The sequence below is a fragment of the Chryseobacterium suipulveris genome (genome assembly GCF_022811685.1).
GTDB lineage: Bacteria > Bacteroidota > Bacteroidia > Flavobacteriales > Weeksellaceae > Kaistella > Kaistella suipulveris.
This window is the reverse complement of sequence record NZ_CP094532.1, coordinates 876096-894373: the sequence shown is the minus strand read 5'-3', so window position 1 is coordinate 894373 and position 18278 is coordinate 876096. Positions and strand designations below refer to the sequence as shown.

15 protein-coding genes are annotated in these 18278 nt (G+C 40.2%); 2 read left to right on the top strand and 13 right to left on the bottom strand.

All coding sequences use genetic code 11. From position 1 onward, the window contains the following. Positions 1-80: 80 nt before the first annotated feature. From purH to purM, 3 genes are all read right to left on the bottom strand, one after another. Positions 81-1598 (bottom strand): bifunctional phosphoribosylaminoimidazolecarboxamide formyltransferase/IMP cyclohydrolase, encoded by a 1518-nt coding sequence (gene purH / locus MTP09_RS04225; protein WP_243550760.1) that lies wholly within the window; start codon positions 1596-1598, stop codon positions 81-83. Positions 1599-1686: 88 nt separating this feature from the next. After that, complete coding sequence (purN, locus tag MTP09_RS04220; protein WP_243550759.1) at positions 1687-2259, bottom strand: phosphoribosylglycinamide formyltransferase; 573 nt, start codon at positions 2257-2259, stop codon at positions 1687-1689. 70 nt (positions 2260-2329) lie between these two features. After that, positions 2330-3316, bottom strand: coding sequence for a phosphoribosylformylglycinamidine cyclo-ligase (purM, locus tag MTP09_RS04215; protein ID WP_243550758.1), 987 nt, complete (start codon positions 3314-3316; stop codon positions 2330-2332). Positions 3317-3696: 380 nt separating this feature from the next. Here purM and MTP09_RS04210 point away from each other — a divergent pair, with 380 nt between their 5' ends. Next, the gene (locus MTP09_RS04210) at positions 3697-4563 is read left to right on the top strand and encodes a DUF808 domain-containing protein (protein WP_243550757.1); all 867 of its coding nucleotides are present in this window, start codon (positions 3697-3699) and stop codon (positions 4561-4563) included. A gap of 79 nt (positions 4564-4642) precedes the next feature. Here the strand turns inward: MTP09_RS04210 and MTP09_RS04205 are convergent, their stop codons facing one another. Then, positions 4643-5179 (bottom strand): NADPH-dependent FMN reductase, encoded by a 537-nt coding sequence (locus MTP09_RS04205; RefSeq protein WP_243550756.1) that lies wholly within the window; start codon positions 5177-5179, stop codon positions 4643-4645. A 203-nt stretch (positions 5180-5382) separates the two neighbouring features. Further along, positions 5383-6096 (bottom strand): pirin family protein, encoded by a 714-nt coding sequence (locus tag MTP09_RS04200; protein WP_243550755.1) that lies wholly within the window; start codon positions 6094-6096, stop codon positions 5383-5385. A 445-nt stretch (positions 6097-6541) separates the two neighbouring features. Between MTP09_RS04200 and MTP09_RS04195 the strand changes: the two genes are divergently transcribed. Continuing rightward, positions 6542-6892 (top strand): DUF488 domain-containing protein, encoded by a 351-nt coding sequence (locus MTP09_RS04195; RefSeq protein ID WP_243550754.1) that lies wholly within the window; start codon positions 6542-6544, stop codon positions 6890-6892. Positions 6893-7060: 168 nt separating this feature from the next. Here MTP09_RS04195 and MTP09_RS04190 read toward each other — a convergent pair whose 3' ends face one another. The 8 genes from MTP09_RS04190 to MTP09_RS04155 form a co-directional block, all read right to left on the bottom strand. Beyond that, positions 7061-8452: an MFS transporter gene (locus tag MTP09_RS04190; protein WP_243550753.1), complete on the bottom strand. Its 1392-nt coding sequence runs from the start codon at positions 8450-8452 to the stop codon at positions 7061-7063. Between the two features lie 90 nt (positions 8453-8542). Further along, the gene (locus MTP09_RS04185; protein ID WP_243550752.1) at positions 8543-9052 is read right to left on the bottom strand and encodes a nuclear transport factor 2 family protein; all 510 of its coding nucleotides are present in this window, start codon (positions 9050-9052) and stop codon (positions 8543-8545) included. Positions 9053-9267: 215 nt separating this feature from the next. Further along, a complete protein-coding gene (locus MTP09_RS04180; RefSeq protein WP_243550751.1) occupies positions 9268-11121 on the bottom strand; it encodes a glycoside hydrolase family 13 protein in 1854 nt (617 codons plus the stop codon). Between the two features lie 56 nt (positions 11122-11177). Continuing rightward, positions 11178-11771 (bottom strand): transposase, encoded by a 594-nt coding sequence (locus MTP09_RS04175; protein WP_243550750.1) that lies wholly within the window; start codon positions 11769-11771, stop codon positions 11178-11180. A gap of 63 nt (positions 11772-11834) precedes the next feature. Further along, entirely contained in the window at positions 11835-13985 is a 2151-nt protein-coding gene (locus MTP09_RS04170) for a glycoside hydrolase family 97 protein (protein ID WP_243550749.1), read from the bottom strand. An 81-nt stretch (positions 13986-14066) separates the two neighbouring features. Further along, on the bottom strand, positions 14067-15503 hold the full coding sequence (locus MTP09_RS04165) for a SusE domain-containing protein (RefSeq protein WP_243550748.1): 1437 nt from the start codon (positions 15501-15503) through the stop codon (positions 14067-14069). A gap of 17 nt (positions 15504-15520) precedes the next feature. After that, positions 15521-16636: a SusE domain-containing protein gene (locus MTP09_RS04160; protein WP_243550747.1), complete on the bottom strand. Its 1116-nt coding sequence runs from the start codon at positions 16634-16636 to the stop codon at positions 15521-15523. Positions 16637-16664: 28 nt separating this feature from the next. Further along, entirely contained in the window at positions 16665-18269 is a 1605-nt protein-coding gene (locus MTP09_RS04155) for a RagB/SusD family nutrient uptake outer membrane protein (protein ID WP_243550746.1), read from the bottom strand. Positions 18270-18278: the final 9 nt, after the last annotated feature.

Here is an 18278-nt window from a genome sequence, read left to right as displayed (position 1 = left end):
TGAAAGTTGTTGGAACAATTTGCACCAATCTGCATCGATCGACAATGTGCACCAATTGCACCCACCTGCACCCATTTGAATCAATGGAGAAAATGCCTCATTCCCGTAAACATCATTGGGATTCCGTGTTCGTTTGCCGCGTCGATGGAGTCCTGATCCTTCATGCTTCCTCCCGGTTGAATAATGGCTTTGATTCCTTCTTTTGCACAGAAATCGACCACATCGCGGAACGGGAAAAACGCATCCGAAGCTAAAACCAGATCGCCAGAAAACTTTTGTTTCGCTCTTTCTACCGCATGTTCTGTCGCCCAGATTCGGTTGACCTGTCCTCCACCGATTCCGAGTGCCTGAATTCCGTTGGAAACCACGATCGCGTTGGACTTCACATATTTTACCACCCTTTGCGCGAAAAGCAAAGCTTTTTCCTGTTCGGGAGCCGGCTGTTTTTCGGTAACGGTTTTGATGTCTTCTGAAAATTTCAGGTCATTGTCCTGAACGAGAATTCCGCCGTCGATTTTTACCCAGGTTTTTTGGTCGGAAACTGGATTTTTGATTTTGATGATTCTGAGGTTTTTCTTCTTTCTTAAAATTTCGAGTGCGGCTTCGTCAAAGTCGGTTGCCATCACAATTTCGAGAAAGGTTTTGTTGAGTTCCTCCGCAGTTTCGGCATCTACTTTAAAGTTCATCCCGATGATTCCGCCGAAAATGGAAACAGGATCACATTCGAAAGTTTTGGTGTAAGTTTCCAAAGGAGAGTTTCCTACCGCAACACCGCACGGAGTGGAGTGCTTCACTGCGCAGCACGCCATTTCGTTTTTGAATTCGTTGACCACTTTCCAGCACAAATCCATATCGCGGAGATTGTTGAAAGAAAGTTCCTTCCCGCCCAGAATTTCGAAATCCTTCATCGCTCCGTTTTCAAAGGTAGAAGTGTAGTAAGCCGCGGTTTGGTGCGGGTTTTCACCATATCTTAAATCATAAACTTTTTTGTAAGAAGCGTTCAGATATGTAGGATATTCTTCATCAAGCAACATTCTTGAAATCGCCGCGTCGTAAGCAGAAGTAAGGTTGAACACTTTTCCCGCGAGTTTTTTTCTTGTGGTTAAAGTCGTGTCGCCACTTTCCGACATTTCCTGCTGTACTTTTTCGTAATCTTCAACATCAGTAATTACGGTTACGGAATCGAAGTTTTTTGCTGCAGAACGAAGCATTGAAGGACCGCCAATATCGATGAACTCTACTTTTTCTTCTAACGAAATCTCTCTATTTACATTTTCAAAAAAAGGATAAAGATTTACGATGACCATATCGATCAAGCCAATTCCGTGTTCCTGAACGGTTTTCATATGATCCTCGTTTGAACGAACCGCAAGCAATCCGCCGTGAACTTTTGGGTGAAGCGTTTTCACTCTGCCGTCGAGCATTTCGGGGAAGTTGGTCACCTCATCGATCTGGATTGGACTTAAACCAGCGTCTTTCAGGTGTTTGAAAGTTCCGCCCGTGGAAATGAGTTCGTAGTTGTTGTTTTCTAAAAATTTTGCAAATTCTGCGAGTCCGTTTTTATCGGAAACACTGATTAATGCTCTTTTCTTGGACATTTTATTTTTACTTTTTATTTATTTTAAACACAAAGTGCACAAAGGAATCACAGAGGACACTGGAATTTTCTGAAAATCCTAATGTTTTTCATGAATATTTATTTTTTAGGATTTTATCAATCGCCTTCGGAAAGATTTCATATTCCACCTGATGAACTTTCTGGGCTAATGTTTCGGGCGTTTCATTTTCCTCAACATCAACTTTTCCCTGCAAAATAATTTCCCCTTCATCAATTCCTGAAGTCACGAAATGAACGGTTGCGCCGCTTTCTGTTTCTCCTGCTTCAATAACGGCATTGTGCACATTCATTCCCCACATTCCGAAACCGCCGAATTTTGGCAGTAAAGCGGGATGGATATTGATGATTCTACCTTTGTATTTCTCACAGAAATCATTGCTAAGAATCGAGAGAAAACCAGCAAGAACAATTAAATCCGTGTTTTCGGGTAAAATTTTTTCGAGTTTTTCTGAAAATGATTTCCCCCTCTTGATCAGATGGTTTTCGATCCCAGCTTTCTCTGCACGTTGCAAACCGTAACATTCGCGGTCAGCAACAACGAGGGAAACTTTCGCACCAGCAATTTCTCCACTGTCGATACAGTCGAGAATTCTTTGTAGGTTGGTTCCGGAACCACTGACTAAAACAACGATATTTTTCATAGATTGGAGATTATGAGACACGAGACACGAGATAAAATCTCCACTCTCCACTCTCCACTCTCAAGGTCTTTTAGTCTAAAATTATTTTCTCTGAACCTTCCGTGATTTCGCCGATGATGTAAGCGTCGGGAATCAATTCGAGGCATTTATCAACATATTTTTCGTCGACGACCACGGTCATTCCGACTCCCATATTGAACGTTCCGTGCATTTCCATTCGTTCGATATTTCCACGTCTTTCGAGTTCGAGCATTACTGATGGAACTTTGATTTCCTTTTCATTGATGGTTGCACAAAGTCCATTCGGAATAATTCTCGGAACATTCTCGATCAAACCGCCACCTGTAATATGGGCAATCCCGCTGATTTCCACATTATCCATCAGTTTTTTGATGTCTTGATAATACAGTTTTGTAGGAATTAATAATGTTTCATGGATTGGTTTCCCTTCAAATTCTTCATTGAAATCGGGGAAAATTTTTCTTACCAAAGAAAATCCGTTGCTGTGAAATCCGGAACTTGGCAAAGCGATAATTTTATCTGCTTTCTTGATTTTGGAACCATCGATGACCTGGTCTTTCTCCACAATTCCCACACAGAAACCGGCGACGTCGTAGTCTCCCGGTTGATACATTCCCGGCATTTCCGCGGTTTCGCCACCGATTAAGGCGCACTCGTTATCTTTACACGCTTTCACCATTCCCATCACAATTTCTGCGGCTACATCGGCATCGAGTTTTCCGCACGCCAAATAATCGAGGAAAAACAACGGTTTCGCACCGTGACAAACGATGTCGTTTGCACACATCGCGAAACAGTCGATCCCGATGGAATCGTATTTTTTGGTGTCTAAAGCGACCTTCAATTTTGTTCCTACTCCATCGGTTCCGGAAACCAGAACAGGATTTCTGTAGCCACCGATTTCATAGAAAGCACCGAAACTTCCCAGATTGTTAAGCACATTTTTGTTGTGGGTTTCTGCTACGGCTGACTTTATTTTGTCAACGGTTTTGTATCCCTCTTCTTTATCGACACCGGCGGATTTGTAAGTATTCATTTGCTGTTTGAGGTTTAAGGTTTGAGTTTTCAAGTTTCAAGTTTCAAGTTTAGCGAATTAGTAGAAAAGCGGTTTTAAGTTTGGTAACGCTTTGACTTCGGACTTCGGACTTCCGACTTCCGACTTCCGTCTCCCAAACTTTCAATAAAAAAGCCGGCGATTTTGCGGTCGTCGGCTCATTATTATCTTGTGGCGCAGGTTCCGTTTCCAAAATTTTGGAATTTTTCCTTTTCTGAAAATGGTTTCTGCGTTGTCATTTTTCTAAAAATTCAGTTGTGCGAAAGTACGAATTTTTGGTGAATTTTGAAAATCAAATTATCAACAAGTATTACTTACGGTAATCTGAAAATAGTTATTTTTGACAAAATTAAAGATACTTTATGGCTTCAGGATTTTTTGCCATCCTCGACGATATTGCCGCATTGATGGATGATGTGGCGGTGACTTCCAAAATCGCGACCAAACAGACTGCCGGAATTCTCGGCGATGATCTTGCCGTGAATGCCGAGAAAGCAACAGGTTTTCTTTCATCAAGAGAAATCCCCGTTTTACTTGCGATTATGAAGGGATCATTCATCAACAAACTGATTATTCTTCCGATTGCTTTTTTTCTGCAGTGGCTTTATCCTCCTGCAATCAAAATTATTTTGGTTTTTGGTGGACTTTATCTTGCGTATGAAGGAGTCGAGAAAATCATCGAATACCTCTTCCACAAACAAAAAAAGGGTGAAGAAGTAATCGAAGAAAAGCAGGACGATCCCAATCTTGAAAAAACAAAAATTAAATCTGCAATCATGACGGATTTCATCCTTTCGATTGAAATTGTGATTATTGCGTTGGGAACGGCACTTCAGGAATCATTGACGATACAGATTATTACCGTATCAATTGTCGCGATTCTCGCAACAGTGGGCGTTTACGGAATTGTCGCGCTGATCGTAAGAATGGACGATGCCGGTTATGGACTCATTCGAAAATCGAAAAATAAAGGTTTTCTGAAAACCTTAGGCGAATTCCTTGTAAAAGCTCTTCCCTGGGTCATCAAGGGATTGGGCGTGATCGGAACCGTTGCGCTTATTTTGGTTGCCGGCGGAATTTTCGATCATAATATTGACTTCCTGCATCATCTTCTTCCCAATATTCCAGCAATGCTGAAACAGGCACTCTACGGAATCGTCGCAGGTTTGATGATGATTCCTATGTTTATGGTTTTTAAGAAGATTTTTGCTTCTTTTAAGAAGGCATAATTTAAATTAAATAAACAGAAAAAGCGTGTCGAAAAACACGCATTTTCATACCCTTTAAAGTGAAAATCTGTAGAAAAAATTAAGCAAAATTTGATTTCACAATCTCAATTTTCTTTTTTAGTTCATCCAGTTTCTCTTGATCGACTATTCCTTTCTCCGCATCAAAAGTTTCGTAGAAAGACGGCAATGAGAATGTTTCCAAAACCGTTGCTCCATCGAACGGAAATCTCTTAGAAGCGATATCCAGGACACTTGCGCCACCTCTTCTTCCGGGAGAAGCCGCCATCAGAAAAACCGTTTTGTCGCCAAAAGTTTTTCTGCCTTTAATCCTCGAAACCCAATCATACACATTTTTGAAAGCGGTAGAATATGCGCCGTTGTTTTCCGCCAAAGACAGCAGAATCAAGTCTGAACCATCAATTTTTGCCGCAAAATCGTGCGCCAATTGCGGGATACCGTTTTCGATTTCTCTTTCGTTTTTGTAGATCGGCATATCATAATCGTTCAGATCAAGAATTTCAACATCATCTTCATTAAAAAACGAAGAAGCAAAAGTAACCAACTGTTTATTGATCGACACGCCGGAATTGCTGCCGGCAAACGCTAATATTTTCATAGATTTAAGGTTGAGGTTGAGGCAAAGGTATAGTTATTTGTTATTAAAATAGTAAATAACTATACCTGCACCACTGAACCACTTGTCCACTGAACCCCTACTTTCCGCTCCTACGGAGCTGACTATTGCTGCGCAGACCACATTGTTGCTGAACTACTGATCCACTCCCAACTCACCCACTGAACCACTTGTCCACTGAACCACTACAATTCCATCGGAATCTCCATCAGCAGAATTTCCGAATTTTCCAGTGCCTCAAGAACAAAACTGTCGGTATCTTCAATTCCAAGTCCGTCCCGAGTAGAAAGTTCGATGTCGCCAATTTTCGCTTTACCGGAAAGCACGAAAACATAAACTCCGTTTCCTTTTTTGTTCAGTTGATATTCTTTCGAAACTCCCCTATCGAAATTGGCAAGGTTGAACCAAGCGTCCTGATGAATCCAAACACCTTCATCATCGGGACTTGGCGACAAAATCTGTTGGAAATCGTTTGGTTTCGCATTTTCTTTGATGGAAATCTGGTCGTATCTTGGTGTCACGTTCATCTTATTCGGAATCACCCAAATCTGTAGAAATTTTACCAGTTCTTCGGCGTTTTTGTTGTATTCGCTGTGCATCACACCGGTTCCTGCACTCATCACCTGGATTTCTCCTTTTCTGATCACTGCGGTAGTTCCCATCGAATCTTTGTGTTCCAAATCGCCCTGCAACGGAATCGAAATAATTTCCATATCGCGGTGCGGATGCGTTCCAAAACCCATTCCCGATTCCACAGTATCATCATTCAAAACCCGCAAAACACCGAAATTCATTCTTTCGGGATTGTAATAATTGGCAAAACTGAAAGTATGGAAACTTTTCAGCCAACCGTGGTTTGCGTAACCTCTTGTATCTGCTTTATGCAATGTTGTTGTCATATCGTGTGATTTTATTTTAAATTTATGATGCAAAGATACCGCGACCAACTTCCCAAAACATTGATATAAGGTAAGAAAGGAAGAGGAAGTCCAAAGACTGAAGACTGAAGACCGAAGTTTACAAATATGCAGGCCAACTAAACAGTGTTCCAACTTTTTCCACTAAAAACAAGGAGCCGGGAACCTGTTTTTCACTTCAATCTTTTGCTTTTCCTTATATGAAAGAAAAGCAAAAGGATTTCCGTTGCAACCAGGGCTAGTTACGATTCGGCTTCGAAAAAAAACGGAAAACCAAACATAGACGACAGTCTTTGCGAGGAGTAAGGAACGAACGACGCGGCAACCTCAATAAAACACTTTCCATTTTTGCTATATGATTTCGTTCGCAAACCTTTTATTTGTACTCTCAATAACAAAAATCCTTAACTTTAATAAAAATTTCATTATGAAAATCCTAATGAAGCGAACCTATGAAGAAGCCGACAAATCCGACGGATTCCGTATTCTTGCCGACCGACTTTGGCCAAGAGGAATTAAGAAAGAAAATGCGCATATCGATTTATGGGCAAAAGAAATTTCGCCTTCAACAGAATTGAGGAAATCCTATCATTCCGATGAAATCGATTTTAAGGAATTCAGTAAAAAGTATTTAAAAGAATTGAAAGACAATCCTGAAACTGATGGTTTTCTGAAAAATTTGAACACTCATAAAACCGTTACTATTCTTACCTCTGCAAAGGACATTGAAATAAGTGCGTTGCCGATTTTTAAGCGCTTTATAGAATCAAGTTCCTAATGTGAAATTTTGAAGATAGCATTGACTGCGTCGAACCACTTCGTTAAGTTTCTTACGGAATGTCCAATTGCGTACATAATATTGCTTTACAAAGATGTTATTCCTACGGAATAAAGATAAAAAATCCGTCATAGCGACGGATTTAATAACATTAAAACTCTAATTATTTTAAGCATATTTTTCTACCTGCACACTTCCCTCAATATTTTGTTGAGCATCGTCATCTTTCCCTACTCCTTTCAATGTCAAGGAAATGATTCCTGCGATAATCATCGAAACACCACCTAGAACAACATATCCAATCGCGTAATTTCCGAAAACGCTATGCACAATCGGTCCACCAAACAGAGCGTTTACAATTTGAGGAAGAACAATAAAGAAATTGAAAATTCCCATATAAACACCCATTTTTTTCAAAGGAAGGGCGTTAATCAGCATCGCATAAGGCATTGCCAGAATACTTGCCCAAGCAAAACCAACGCCAATCATAGGAATCCAAAGCAGTGAAGTGTCTTTGATGAAATAAAGGGAAATTAAACCCAAACCTCCGGCAAATAAAGCCAATGCGTGCGTCTGCTTTTTCCCTATTTTTTTAGCCAAAGGAATCAAAAGAAATGCAAATCCGATAGAAAACAGGTTGTAGTAACCGAAAAGTTCACCCACTAAATTTCCTGCATTGTTGAACTGCTCCGATTTCGCATCATCAGGCGATAACCCAAAATGATGGGTTGCAATGGAACTCGTCGTATAAACCCACATCGTAAATAATGCAAACCAGGAGAAAAACTGCACGACGCCCAAACTTTTCATCAAAGAAGGAATGTTTGCAAAATCTTTTAAAATATCAGTAAATCGCGGTTTTACTTCATGAGGTTCTTCTTCGGAAAATTCTGCAAAATCTTTAGGCGAATATTCTTTGGTTGTTAAAACTGTATAAAGAATCGTGAGCAAAAGAATCGCTGCACCCAAGTAAAACGAATAAATCACAGAATCCGGCACAAAACCTTCAGCTGCAACATTGGAAACGCCCAATTTTGTTAGCCAAGCCGGCATATTTGAACCGATTACCGCACCAATTCCAATCAGAATGGTCTGCACCGAAAATCCGATAGTTCCTTGATGTTTTGGCAACATATCGCCCACCAAAGCGCGAAAAGGTTCCATCGCCACATTAATAGAAGCGTCCATCATTGCAAGAAAAAGCACAGCGAATACCAAAACTCCACCCGCAAGAAAAACACTCACAGACGCTGAGTTTGGAAGAAAAGCCAATCCAATTGCGGTTGCAAGTGCTCCAATCAAGAAGTAAGGTTTACGTCTGCCCCATTTTTCAGACCACGTGTGGTCGCCCAAATGTCCAATAATTGGCTGAACAATAAGTCCTGTAAGTGGCGCCACTATCCAAAACCAGGAAAGATGATGCACATCGGCGCCAAAATTTTGAAGAATTCTACTCGCATTACCGTTCTGTAATCCAAATGCCATCTGGATTCCAAGGAATCCCATACTCATATTGATGATCTGAGCGAGGGAAAGATTGGGTTTTATTTTTTTTGCCATAGTTTATTTTTTTTGTTTCGAGTTTCGTGTTTCAAGTTTCGTGTTACAAATTGGTGCAGGTTGCAATTGGTGCAAGTTGCAGGGTTTCCGTTATTGTTTCAATTTTTGAAGAAGTGCATTTTCAATTGGTGATTTTATTTTGATGACTTCATTGGAGTTTTCATTAGGAACCGTCATTGAAAGAACATATTGACGGATTTTCCAGGTGTTGCCGATTTTTTCAAGAACGCCGGAACCGCGGCAGATTTTCATTTGGGTTTCCAGCAATTCATCGAACCATGCGTATTTTCCGTCTTTACTGAAGGTAATGTTTCTTTTTAAAGATTTAAAACTCCACGCTTTGCCTTTGTCGAAATGCGGTTTTGCATAGTCCATAAATTCTTTTTTGTTCCAAACTTCAGTGGCGTCGGTTCCAGTGAAAGTGGATTCTTCTGCGTATAAGCTGAAATAATTTTTGAAGTCGGCATTGGCAGCGAAAGTGTTCAGATCATCCAAAACTTTGGAGACATTTTTCTTTTGTACATTTTCGTAGAAGCCCTTGGTTTGGGCGTTTGAGAATGTTACAAACACCACGAAAAATAATAAAAAGAGTTTTTTCATAAATGGATCTTTTTGCTAAAATTTGAATTTATTTTCTAAAATTTCCAAAATTCGGGCGGTAAGAAAAGTTTGTTGATTAAAAAAACTATTGCCGCCACTCGAACAGTGGAAATTTCTTAACGAAAATAACTTCAAATTTGCTTCATTAATTTATTTGTTTTTAATGGAATCAGCGAAACTTGGTTTTCTTAACGCAAAAATCTCCGAGGTCATTTTCAATTTAATTCTAAAATTAATGAAGTTTTTGGTTCAACGGTCAATTTATTTTGAGAATTGATCTGATATTCTTTTCCGGTGATTACCTCTTTACCCTCAGAAATTCCATTTAAACTTTCTGAGAAGCGGCTTAAATCCAGTGTTTGCAATTTTTCATTATTGTTTAATATCACCATTACTTTTTCTTTGTCATTGTAACGGAAATAAACGTAAACACTTTCTTTCGGTGCGTAATGCGTTGTTTTTCCGGTGTGGATGACTTCTTTTCCCTTTCGCCAGTTTAGAACTTTTTGGGTAAAATCGTAATATTCCCGTTGCTCTTTTGTTCTTGTTTCTGGATTAAATGCGTTTTGTTGATCCCCTTTCCAACCACCTGGAAAATCTCTTCGGATATCGGCATCTCCTTTAGATTTTTCGCCGCGCATTCCGATTTCGGAACCGTAATAGATTTGTGGAATTCCGCGAATAGTGGAAATTAAAGTCAAAGCCAATTTGTAAGAATTGGGATCAGCATTGAAAATCTCGTTAAACCTTTCTGTATCGTGGTTTTCAAAGAATACCAAAATATTGTTAATGTCAGGATAAAGAAAATCGCTGCCTAAAGCATTGTAGATTTTGATCATCCCTTTGTCCCAACTTTCTGGCTCTTTCAAGGCATTCGGCAAATCAGAATACAGTGTAAAATCCATCACTGAAGGCAAATAAGAATTGTAACCCTCGATTGCTGCAATTTTGGAATCCTTTTGCCAGTACGCGATATGCGCAGGTTGATACATCCACGCTTCACCCACGATATTGAAATTCGGATACTCGTCGGTAATCGCTTTTGCCCATTTTGCCATTCCTTCTTTGTCGTTGTAAGGATAGGTGTCGACACGAAGTCCGCCCAGTTCTGCAAATTCAATCCACCAGATTGCGTTTTGGGTTAAATATTTTAAAACTAAAGGATTGCTCTGATTCAAATCGGGCATCGTTGTATCGAACCAGCCGTTGAGCGCTTCTTTTTTATCGACATCCGAAACGTTTTTGTCGAATTGTGAAGTCGTGCGGTAATTGGAACGTTTGAAACCGTATTTTCCTTCTCCGTCCTTGAACTGATGAATCCAGTCTTTGGTTGGTAAATCCTGAATCAGCCAGTGAGAAATTCCCCAGTGATTCGTTACATAATCCTGAATGAGCATCATTCCTCGTTTTTGCAGTTCGCGGGAAAGTTCCAGATATTCGTCGTTGGTTCCGTATCTGCCATCGATTTTGTACAAATCGGTTTGCGCATAGCCGTGATAAGAAGTCTGTTTCTCGTTGTCCTCGTTTGCAGGAGTTAGCCAAAGTGCTGTTACACCCAAATTCTGTAAATAATCCAAATTTTTGATGATACCGCGCAAATCTCCGCCGTGTCTTCCGCTTGGCAGATTTCTGTTGGCTTTCTCGGTCAGATTGGGTTTGGAATCGTTGGATTCATCGCCGTTCGCAAATCTGTCGGGCATGATCAGGTAAATCACATCTTTGGAAGAAAATGAATTTCGTTCTGCAGATCCGTGATTTCTCTGTCTCAGTTCGTAGTTGTAGGAACTGATGAGTTTTTTTCCGTTTTTCAGATTGATTTTGAATTTTGAAGCGTTGATTTCGTTCGTATTCACGGTGATGAAAACATAATTTGGGTTTTCAACTGTCGTTAAATTTTTAATCTGAACTCCGTCCGAAAGTTCAATATTTTGGTTGGCAATGTTCTTTCCATAAACCAGAATCTGAAGTTCCGGGTTTTTCATTCCTTTCCACCAAAAAGCGGGTTCTACTTTTTGGATTTGGGCGAATGAAAACAGAGGGATAAGCAGGAAGAGCAGATATTTTTTCATTGTTTTGGGGGAAACCTTATAGGTTTTTGAAACCTATAAGGTTTAGATAAGTTCAATTATTTTTTATGAAATTCAATAAAATCATTTTGGTTCTCAAAAAACCCAAGCATAAAGTTTCTGTTGATTTTTGAAGGTTTTGAAACGTCAAGATAACTTTTGTACGAAGAGTATTTCCATTCAGAAATGTCATTTACTGCCTGACTGTGAACAGGAATCTGGTGAATATTCTTATACACTTCCTTTAACCATTCTTCGTCATCAAACTTTTCTCTTTTTATAAAATCTACAAACAAAGCACCTTTTCGCTGAAACATTTTGTTGTACGCTTTCGCATAAGAATTGAGAAGATTGCTGATAGGCTGCATCAAAAATTTATGCTTTTCATTTTTTGACAGGTCTTTCATTTCGATATTCAAGTTTCGGCAAATTTCCGCTTGCGAACGAAAACAAATCAGAAGACTGAATCTTTGCGGAACTAGACAATAAGCGTAGATATCCATTATAGGCAGAAGGTATTTACTGATTTGGTCTAGAAAATAAAGATAACTTCCCTCCTTGCGGAAAATCAATTCATTTCCGCTGACTCTCGTGAACAAATGGTAAATCTGTTCAAATTCAAAATCGTCGTGAATTGGTTTTTGGAGAATCATCTTTTTTATGCAAAATTACTAAACCTCATAGGTTTCCAAAACCTATGAGGTTTAGTAAGATAATCATTTTGATTCTTTCACCGAAATCGCGTAACCACCGCTTCTTGCCAATTTCACAGGAATTTTGGTTTTGTTGGTTACCGTTTTCTTATAAATATTGTAACTCTGCGGATTGTTGATGTAATCGGCGGCTTTTCCGTCCTCATAAATGGTGGCTTCGTATTTTTTACTTTTTGGAAGGAATGAGAAGTCCACAACAAAATTTCTCGCATTTTCATCGGTAATTCCGCCAACATACCATTCGTCTTTTCCTTTGGCTTTTCTTGCGATGTGAATGTAATCTCCAGGTTCTGCCGAAAGAATTTCCGTGTCGTCCCAATCAACGGCTACATCTTTAATGAACTGAAAAGCGTCCAAATGTTTTTCGTAATTTTCAGGCAAATCTGCCGCCATTTGGAGTGGGGAATACATCGTAACATACAGCGCCAACTGTTTCGCCAAAGTAGTTTTCACAAAACGTTTGTCGTTTTTGTCGTAGTAATTGATTTGAGTTTGGAATATTCCGGGAGTGTAATCCATCGGACCGCCCATTAATCTTGTGAAAGGAAGAATTGTGGTATGATCAGGATTATTACCGCCAAAAACTTCGAATTCTGTACCACGTGCAGCTTCGGCGGCAATCCAGTTTGGATAGGTACGGCTTTGTCCGCTGGGACGAACTGATTCGTGGGAGTTAATCATGATTTTGTATTCGGCGGCTTTTTCGGCAACACGGATGTAGTGGTTGATCATCCACTGTGAGTAATGGTGTTCGCCGCGCGGAATAATATTGCCAACATAACCTGTCTTCGCAGCATTGTAACCATATTTATTCATCAGCTGAAATGCTTTTTCCATCCAGCGTTCGTAGTTAGTTGCGGACGCCGAAGTTTCGTGGTGCATCATCAATCTGACACCTTTGGAGTGGGCATAATCATTCAGCATTTTGATATCGAAATCCGGATATGGCGTTACAAAATCGAAAACATATTCCTTAGATTTTCCGAACCAGTCTTCCCAACCTTCGTTCCATCCTTCTACCAGAACTGCATCGAAACCGTGTTTTGCCGCAAAATCGATATGTTTTTTCACATTTTCGTTGTTGGCGGCGTGCGTTTTATTTGGGGTAAGTTTGGTGTAATCGGTTACGCCAAGTTTCACATTATCGACATCGGCGTAGTTCCAGCTTCCGCGACCAGGAACAAACATCTGCCACCAAACTCCGATATATTTCGTGGGTTTAATCCAGGAAGTGTCCTTGTATTTTGTGGGTTCATTAAGGTTGAAAAGCATTTTAGAAGCGAGAACTTCCTCAGCTTTTGGTGAAGCGATAATCGTTCTCCACGGCGAAACTGCAGGAGTTTGAATATATCCTTTTGCTCCTTGTGCATCGGGAGTTAAATGGGTTTTAAATTTAAAATTAACTGCATCTACTTCCAAATTTGAGGCAGGGTATTCCAGAACTGCTGCTTCCGCGATATTGACATAGAGATTGTCCGAATTTCTTTTCAGCATTAATGGTGATTGAACCGCATTTGGAATCGGGGTTTGAGAAGCATTTCCATCGAAACTTGTTGCCCATCGTTGTGGGATTTCAGAAATATTGGTCGTTTGCGGTTGATATTCCTGAGTGTCGTAATCTCCGGCAATCCAGAATGCTTTGTGGTCGGAAGGAAGGTCGAACTCGGTATCTTCTTCTTTAATCACGAAATAGTTCAGGTTTTTCTGTTGCGGAAATTCGTAACGGAATCCCAAACCGTCGTTGAACAAACGGAATTTAATGATGATGCTTCGGTCTTCTTTCGGCTGATTGAGCGTAACTGCAAGTTCATTGTAATTATTAATGTACTCTTTTTTCTCCCCTAAAATTGGTGCCCAGCTTTCGTTTTTAGAATCCCTCTTTTCGTCGGTTTTTACAAAATCTGCATTCAGGTTTTTCCCTTCATTATTCTTAATATCGGTCCCAAAACTGATGGTATTGTCCTTCAGCAAACGAAGCCCGAGTTTGGAATCTTCGACTACGGTTTTCCCCTGGTATTTTAAATTATAGAAAGGCACACCGGATTTCAGTTGAAAGTTCATTTCAAATTTTCCGTCGGGAGATTTCAATGACTGTGCATTGAGTGCAAAAGTTCCCATCAACAGGAAGATTGCGGATATTTTTAAATTTCTCATCAGCTCTAATTAATTTCAAACATTAAAAATAAAAAAACTGCTGCTAAAAAGCAACAGTTTTTTGTTAAAACAACCTCCTAATTATTGAGGAGTGATCGTGTAAGTACCTAATTTGATGTTAGCGGTAATCTTGTACATAGAGCCACCTCCGTCAAACTTGATGTCACCATTGTCACCTTTTGGACCAACAAACCCTGTGTTTCCTTGACCGTGGATATTTCCCCAATCGAGGTCACCCCATGATTGCTGACCGATGAACTTGAATGCAGCTCCGTCTGGAAGTGCGATTACGTGTTCGTAAAGACCGTCATTAATCTGTGTCATTGGGATTGCATTTGTAGCATCCCAACCGTTAATCGAACCAACAAGGTACAGGTCGGTAGGAAGTGTCGGAATTGAAGACGCAGTAACAGTGATGTTCTTAGTGTTTTGGTCAATAACAACTTTATAAACTCCAGAATCACCGGTGAACATGATGTTTTCGTCGCCACCACCAACAGTCAGGTTATTTGACCAGGTTTTGAAATACTTGTAGCTATCTCTGATTCCAGGCGCATTTAGACTGTAGTTGATTGGGTTCCATTCTTGCTGTCCCAGGAATCTGAACTCACCATTATTAGTCAGGTAAGTATAGATTTCTGAAATATTCTGATTGTTTTTCAGGATCTGTGCTCCAGAAGCACTCCAGCCCACAGCAGTTCCGCCACCAACAAGGTAGAAGTCAACATAAGCAGGTTGATAAGGGGTAATGCTGAATGTCACAATATCTGAAGTCTTGGTAATAATACCACCTGCAGTTTCAGTTTTTACAGTAACTTTTATGTCAACATTTGCTGCAACTCCAACAGGAAGATCCAGTTTAGATGCTGCATCATTCATGGTAAAGTTAGAGATTTCGAGCTCTTTAGCGTTATCTACTGTTGCCAATGTAATAAAGTTGGTCGTTCCGCTTTTTGCAATTTCTAACGTGTAATGAGCAGCTGTTCCATAATCATAATCAGTCCATTTAACAGTGGTAATCGTTGCGGTCGGATTTGCTGCATCCAGTACGAAAGATTGACCAGCAGTTGGATTGGTAATTACAGGAATCGATACAGGATATGGTGTTACACCTAATGAAATTACATTAGAAACCTGATTGCCATTGATTACTCTGATGTAAAGCATGGTTTGAGCATACGGAGAATATCCTGCCTGCAATAAAGCAGTGTTCAGCTCACTGATACTTTTTACCAAAGTATTGTTGGTTGAAGTTCCGAAAACGATCGGGGTCTTGAAGTCTGCAGTTTTCGAAAACTGCACTGTGTAATTACCTGTAGCACTGGCAACTGGATCCCAAACAAGACGGAAGGTGTTGTTATCCATCGTTGGATAGAGAGTGTTGCTGCTTAATGTAGTGTTGTACAGGTGGATTGAAGCTTCTGGACTCGTCCAGTTTTTGTCGGCATCATCTCTACACGAGTTGATCAAAAGCAATGGTAAGATCAATACCACTAATATTTTAAATATATTTTTCATTGTATATCTGCTTAATGTTATTCGATTGTATAGATTCCTGCTTTAAGGTTCACTGTAATCTTATGAGATCCAGCTGCACCACTATAAACGATATTGGAATTGTCACCTTTTGGCCCGATAAATCCGGAATCACCGTTATTGTCTTTTAGGATATGTCCCCATTCAAGACCGTTCCAGGATTTTTGGCCTATGAACTTAAATTCTGCATTGGCATCAAGGTTCAAGGTAATTTCAAAAACTCCTGTATCCACTTTGGTCATTTCCATAGCGTTTGCATCGCTCCATCCGTTAGGAGTTCCTACCAGGTAAAGGTTAGGATAATCAAAACCTTGAGAAGATGCTGTTGCAGTAAGGGACTTCTTGGTTCCGTCGGCATCAATTTCCAGGAGATAGATTCCTGCAGGATCAGTAAATTTCATGTTTTCAACATCACCAAATACAATATTTGGAGAGGTTTGAAGGAAATATCTATTTGCCTCCTGTGTTGCCGGAGTATCAATGCTGTAGTTATTTGGACCCCAAGCTTGCTGACCGAGGAATCTGAAATTATCCGGCTGCATATAAGTGTAGATGTAGGACTTGCTGTCTTTTTTATAAAGTATCTGCGCAGTTCCGGAATCCCATCCAACATAAGTAGCTGCACCAACCAAAAAGAAGTCAGGATAAGTGAGTGCATACGGAGTCACCATCACAGAAGTCACGTTCGAAACCGCAGCAATAGCGTTGGATCCCAGGTAAGAAGTTACACGGATGTACATTTTTCCTTCAACATCTTTTTCCAAACCGATTGTTTGCGCGGCGGTATTAACTTGATTAACTGTAAAAGTCGCTGTTTTAACTGATTGAGAAACAGTTCCCATCGTATAAACAGAATCCTTAAAGTCGGCAGTTTTTGATGCCTCAATCTTATAATTTACCTCTACAGGAACCGAATAGGTTGCTTGTGACCAACTTACCGTTAGTGCAGGGTTATCCGGATAGTTCTTATCAAGAAAAATGTGTTCGTCAGACAGATTTACCGCTATCGGCGCCGCTGTGTTTTCAACCTGAATGAGTTCCCTGTTATCACATGAAGTCAAGCCAAAGATAATCAGGAGCGCAAATATTGCCTTATAAATATGATTATTTTTCATTGTATTATGATTCATTTAAGTTTGAAAATTAATAACCAGGATTTTGTACCAGGTTTGGATTCGCAATAATATCTTTCGCTGGGATCGGGTACAGGTTTCTGTAATCCTCGACAGCTTGTCCGTTCTTAACCCCACCTTTCCAAGGCCATAAATAACTGGCTGTGGTAAATTTACCGTAACGTATTAGGTCGGTTCTTCTTGTCATCTCCCAACCAAGTTCTCTTCCTCTCTCGTCAAGGATAAAATTAAGGTTGATGGAAGCGACTGGATTTGCTCCTGCTCTTGCCCTTAAATCATTAATGTAGCCCAAAGCGGTTCCAGTATCACCACCTCCTCCTCTAAGAGTAGCTTCTGCATACATTAAGTAAACATCTGCTAATCTGAACAATGGGATATCTGTATCTACAAAATCACCTGAACCATTTGTCGGTCCGTCTGAACCTTCTGCACCGGTACTTGTTATATTTTTAAATTTCACAAAAGCATAACCGTGTCCAAAGTTGCCCAAATCTTCAATTTCTAGCGATTGTTTTTCGGTATAGAAATTTCCTCTCTGATCGTTGGTTCCTGCTCCTCCAAATAGATTTACGTAAGCTTTGGTAGTTCTAAGGCCAGACCAACCACCATTTATTCCGAAATCCTTAGCTTTCATGGTACCTCCTACCGCAGCATGAACCAGGTAGGTTGTACCACCGAAAGTACGCGCTTTTATTCCATCAAATACAATTGGGAAAATTACTTCCGGGTTATTAAGGTGATTATCCGCTAAGAATAAATCTGCATATTTTGATTTTAGTCCGTATCCAGCAGCAATTACTTTATTGGTATATTCAATTACTTTAGCATACTGCGCTGTACCTGTATAAACTCCAGCATTCAAATAAAGTCTTGCAAGGAGCGTCCAAGCTGCTGCCTGATCAGCTCTACCGTAACCTGCAGCACGAGGTGCTTTCAATTGACCGGCAACGGCAAGAAGCTCAGCTTCTACAAATTTGTAAAGTTCAGGTCTTGTAATCCTTGGAGGAGGGTTTGTAGAACCTACCGGCATATTGTCTTCAGTTACAAACGGAACGTTTCCAAACATATCGAGTGCATGATAATAAGCCAATGCTCTAAGGAATCTTGCCTCTGCTCTCATGTATTTTGCCTGAGTAAGGTTGTCGCCAGTAATATTGTTGGCTGCCAACTTTTCATCGGTTGTATTTCTGATGAAGTCGTTACAAAATGCAATTTCAGTAAAAATTCTATAATAGAAAGCACTCACAAATTCGCTGGAAGAATCCCAGTTCATTTTGTGGATGGTCTGAAGTGATCCGTCATTCCACGCGATTACCGCTTCATCTGTAGGCAAAACCTGCAAAGTGAAAAGTTGTCTTGTGTATTGTGAGAAGTTGGCATCGATCCCAGAAATGTCAGGGTTTCCACCACCACCGTCCTGTCCACCGTGGGCGAATCCTCCGTAGAGTTTTGCGAGGGCATTAGGATAGTTGGCAAAGTTCGAATAGATCGTTTCAGAGGTTACATCTACAATCGGAGTCTGTTCCAAATCCTTCATACACGATGTAGCCGAGAAAAGCATTGCGACAGAAGCTGCGGCAATAAGTGTTCTAAATCTTGTTTTATATGATTTCATTTTTTTCTT

Excerpts from the sequence above, each read along its gene's own strand:
- purN (WP_243550759.1), bottom strand. The coding sequence starts at position 2,259 with ATGAAAAATATCGTTGTTTTAGTCAGTGGTTCCGGAACCAACCTACAA.
- purM (WP_243550758.1), bottom strand. The coding sequence starts at position 3,316 with ATGAATACTTACAAATCCGCCGGTGTCGATAAAGAAGAGGGATACAAA.
- MTP09_RS04210 (WP_243550757.1), top strand. The coding sequence starts at position 3,697 with ATGGCTTCAGGATTTTTTGCCATCCTCGACGATATTGCCGCATTGATG.
- purH (WP_243550760.1), bottom strand. The coding sequence starts at position 1,598 with ATGTCCAAGAAAAGAGCATTAATCAGTGTTTCCGATAAAAACGGACTC.
- MTP09_RS04165 (WP_243550748.1), bottom strand. The coding sequence starts at position 15,503 with ATGAAAAATATATTTAAAATATTAGTGGTATTGATCTTACCATTGCTT.
- MTP09_RS04170 (WP_243550749.1), bottom strand. The coding sequence starts at position 13,985 with ATGAGAAATTTAAAAATATCCGCAATCTTCCTGTTGATGGGAACTTTT.
- MTP09_RS04190 (WP_243550753.1), bottom strand. The coding sequence starts at position 8,452 with ATGGCAAAAAAAATAAAACCCAATCTTTCCCTCGCTCAGATCATCAAT.
- MTP09_RS04205 (WP_243550756.1), bottom strand. The coding sequence starts at position 5,179 with ATGAAAATATTAGCGTTTGCCGGCAGCAATTCCGGCGTGTCGATCAAT.
- MTP09_RS04185 (WP_243550752.1), bottom strand. The coding sequence starts at position 9,052 with ATGAAAAAACTCTTTTTATTATTTTTCGTGGTGTTTGTAACATTCTCA.
- MTP09_RS04200 (WP_243550755.1), bottom strand. The coding sequence starts at position 6,096 with ATGACAACAACATTGCATAAAGCAGATACAAGAGGTTACGCAAACCAC.
- MTP09_RS04180 (WP_243550751.1), bottom strand. The coding sequence starts at position 11,121 with ATGAAAAAATATCTGCTCTTCCTGCTTATCCCTCTGTTTTCATTCGCC.
- MTP09_RS04195 (WP_243550754.1), top strand. The coding sequence starts at position 6,542 with ATGAAAATCCTAATGAAGCGAACCTATGAAGAAGCCGACAAATCCGAC.
- MTP09_RS04175 (WP_243550750.1), bottom strand. The coding sequence starts at position 11,771 with ATGATTCTCCAAAAACCAATTCACGACGATTTTGAATTTGAACAGATT.
- MTP09_RS04155 (WP_243550746.1), bottom strand. The coding sequence starts at position 18,269 with ATGAAATCATATAAAACAAGATTTAGAACACTTATTGCCGCAGCTTCT.
- MTP09_RS04160 (WP_243550747.1), bottom strand. The coding sequence starts at position 16,636 with ATGAAAAATAATCATATTTATAAGGCAATATTTGCGCTCCTGATTATC.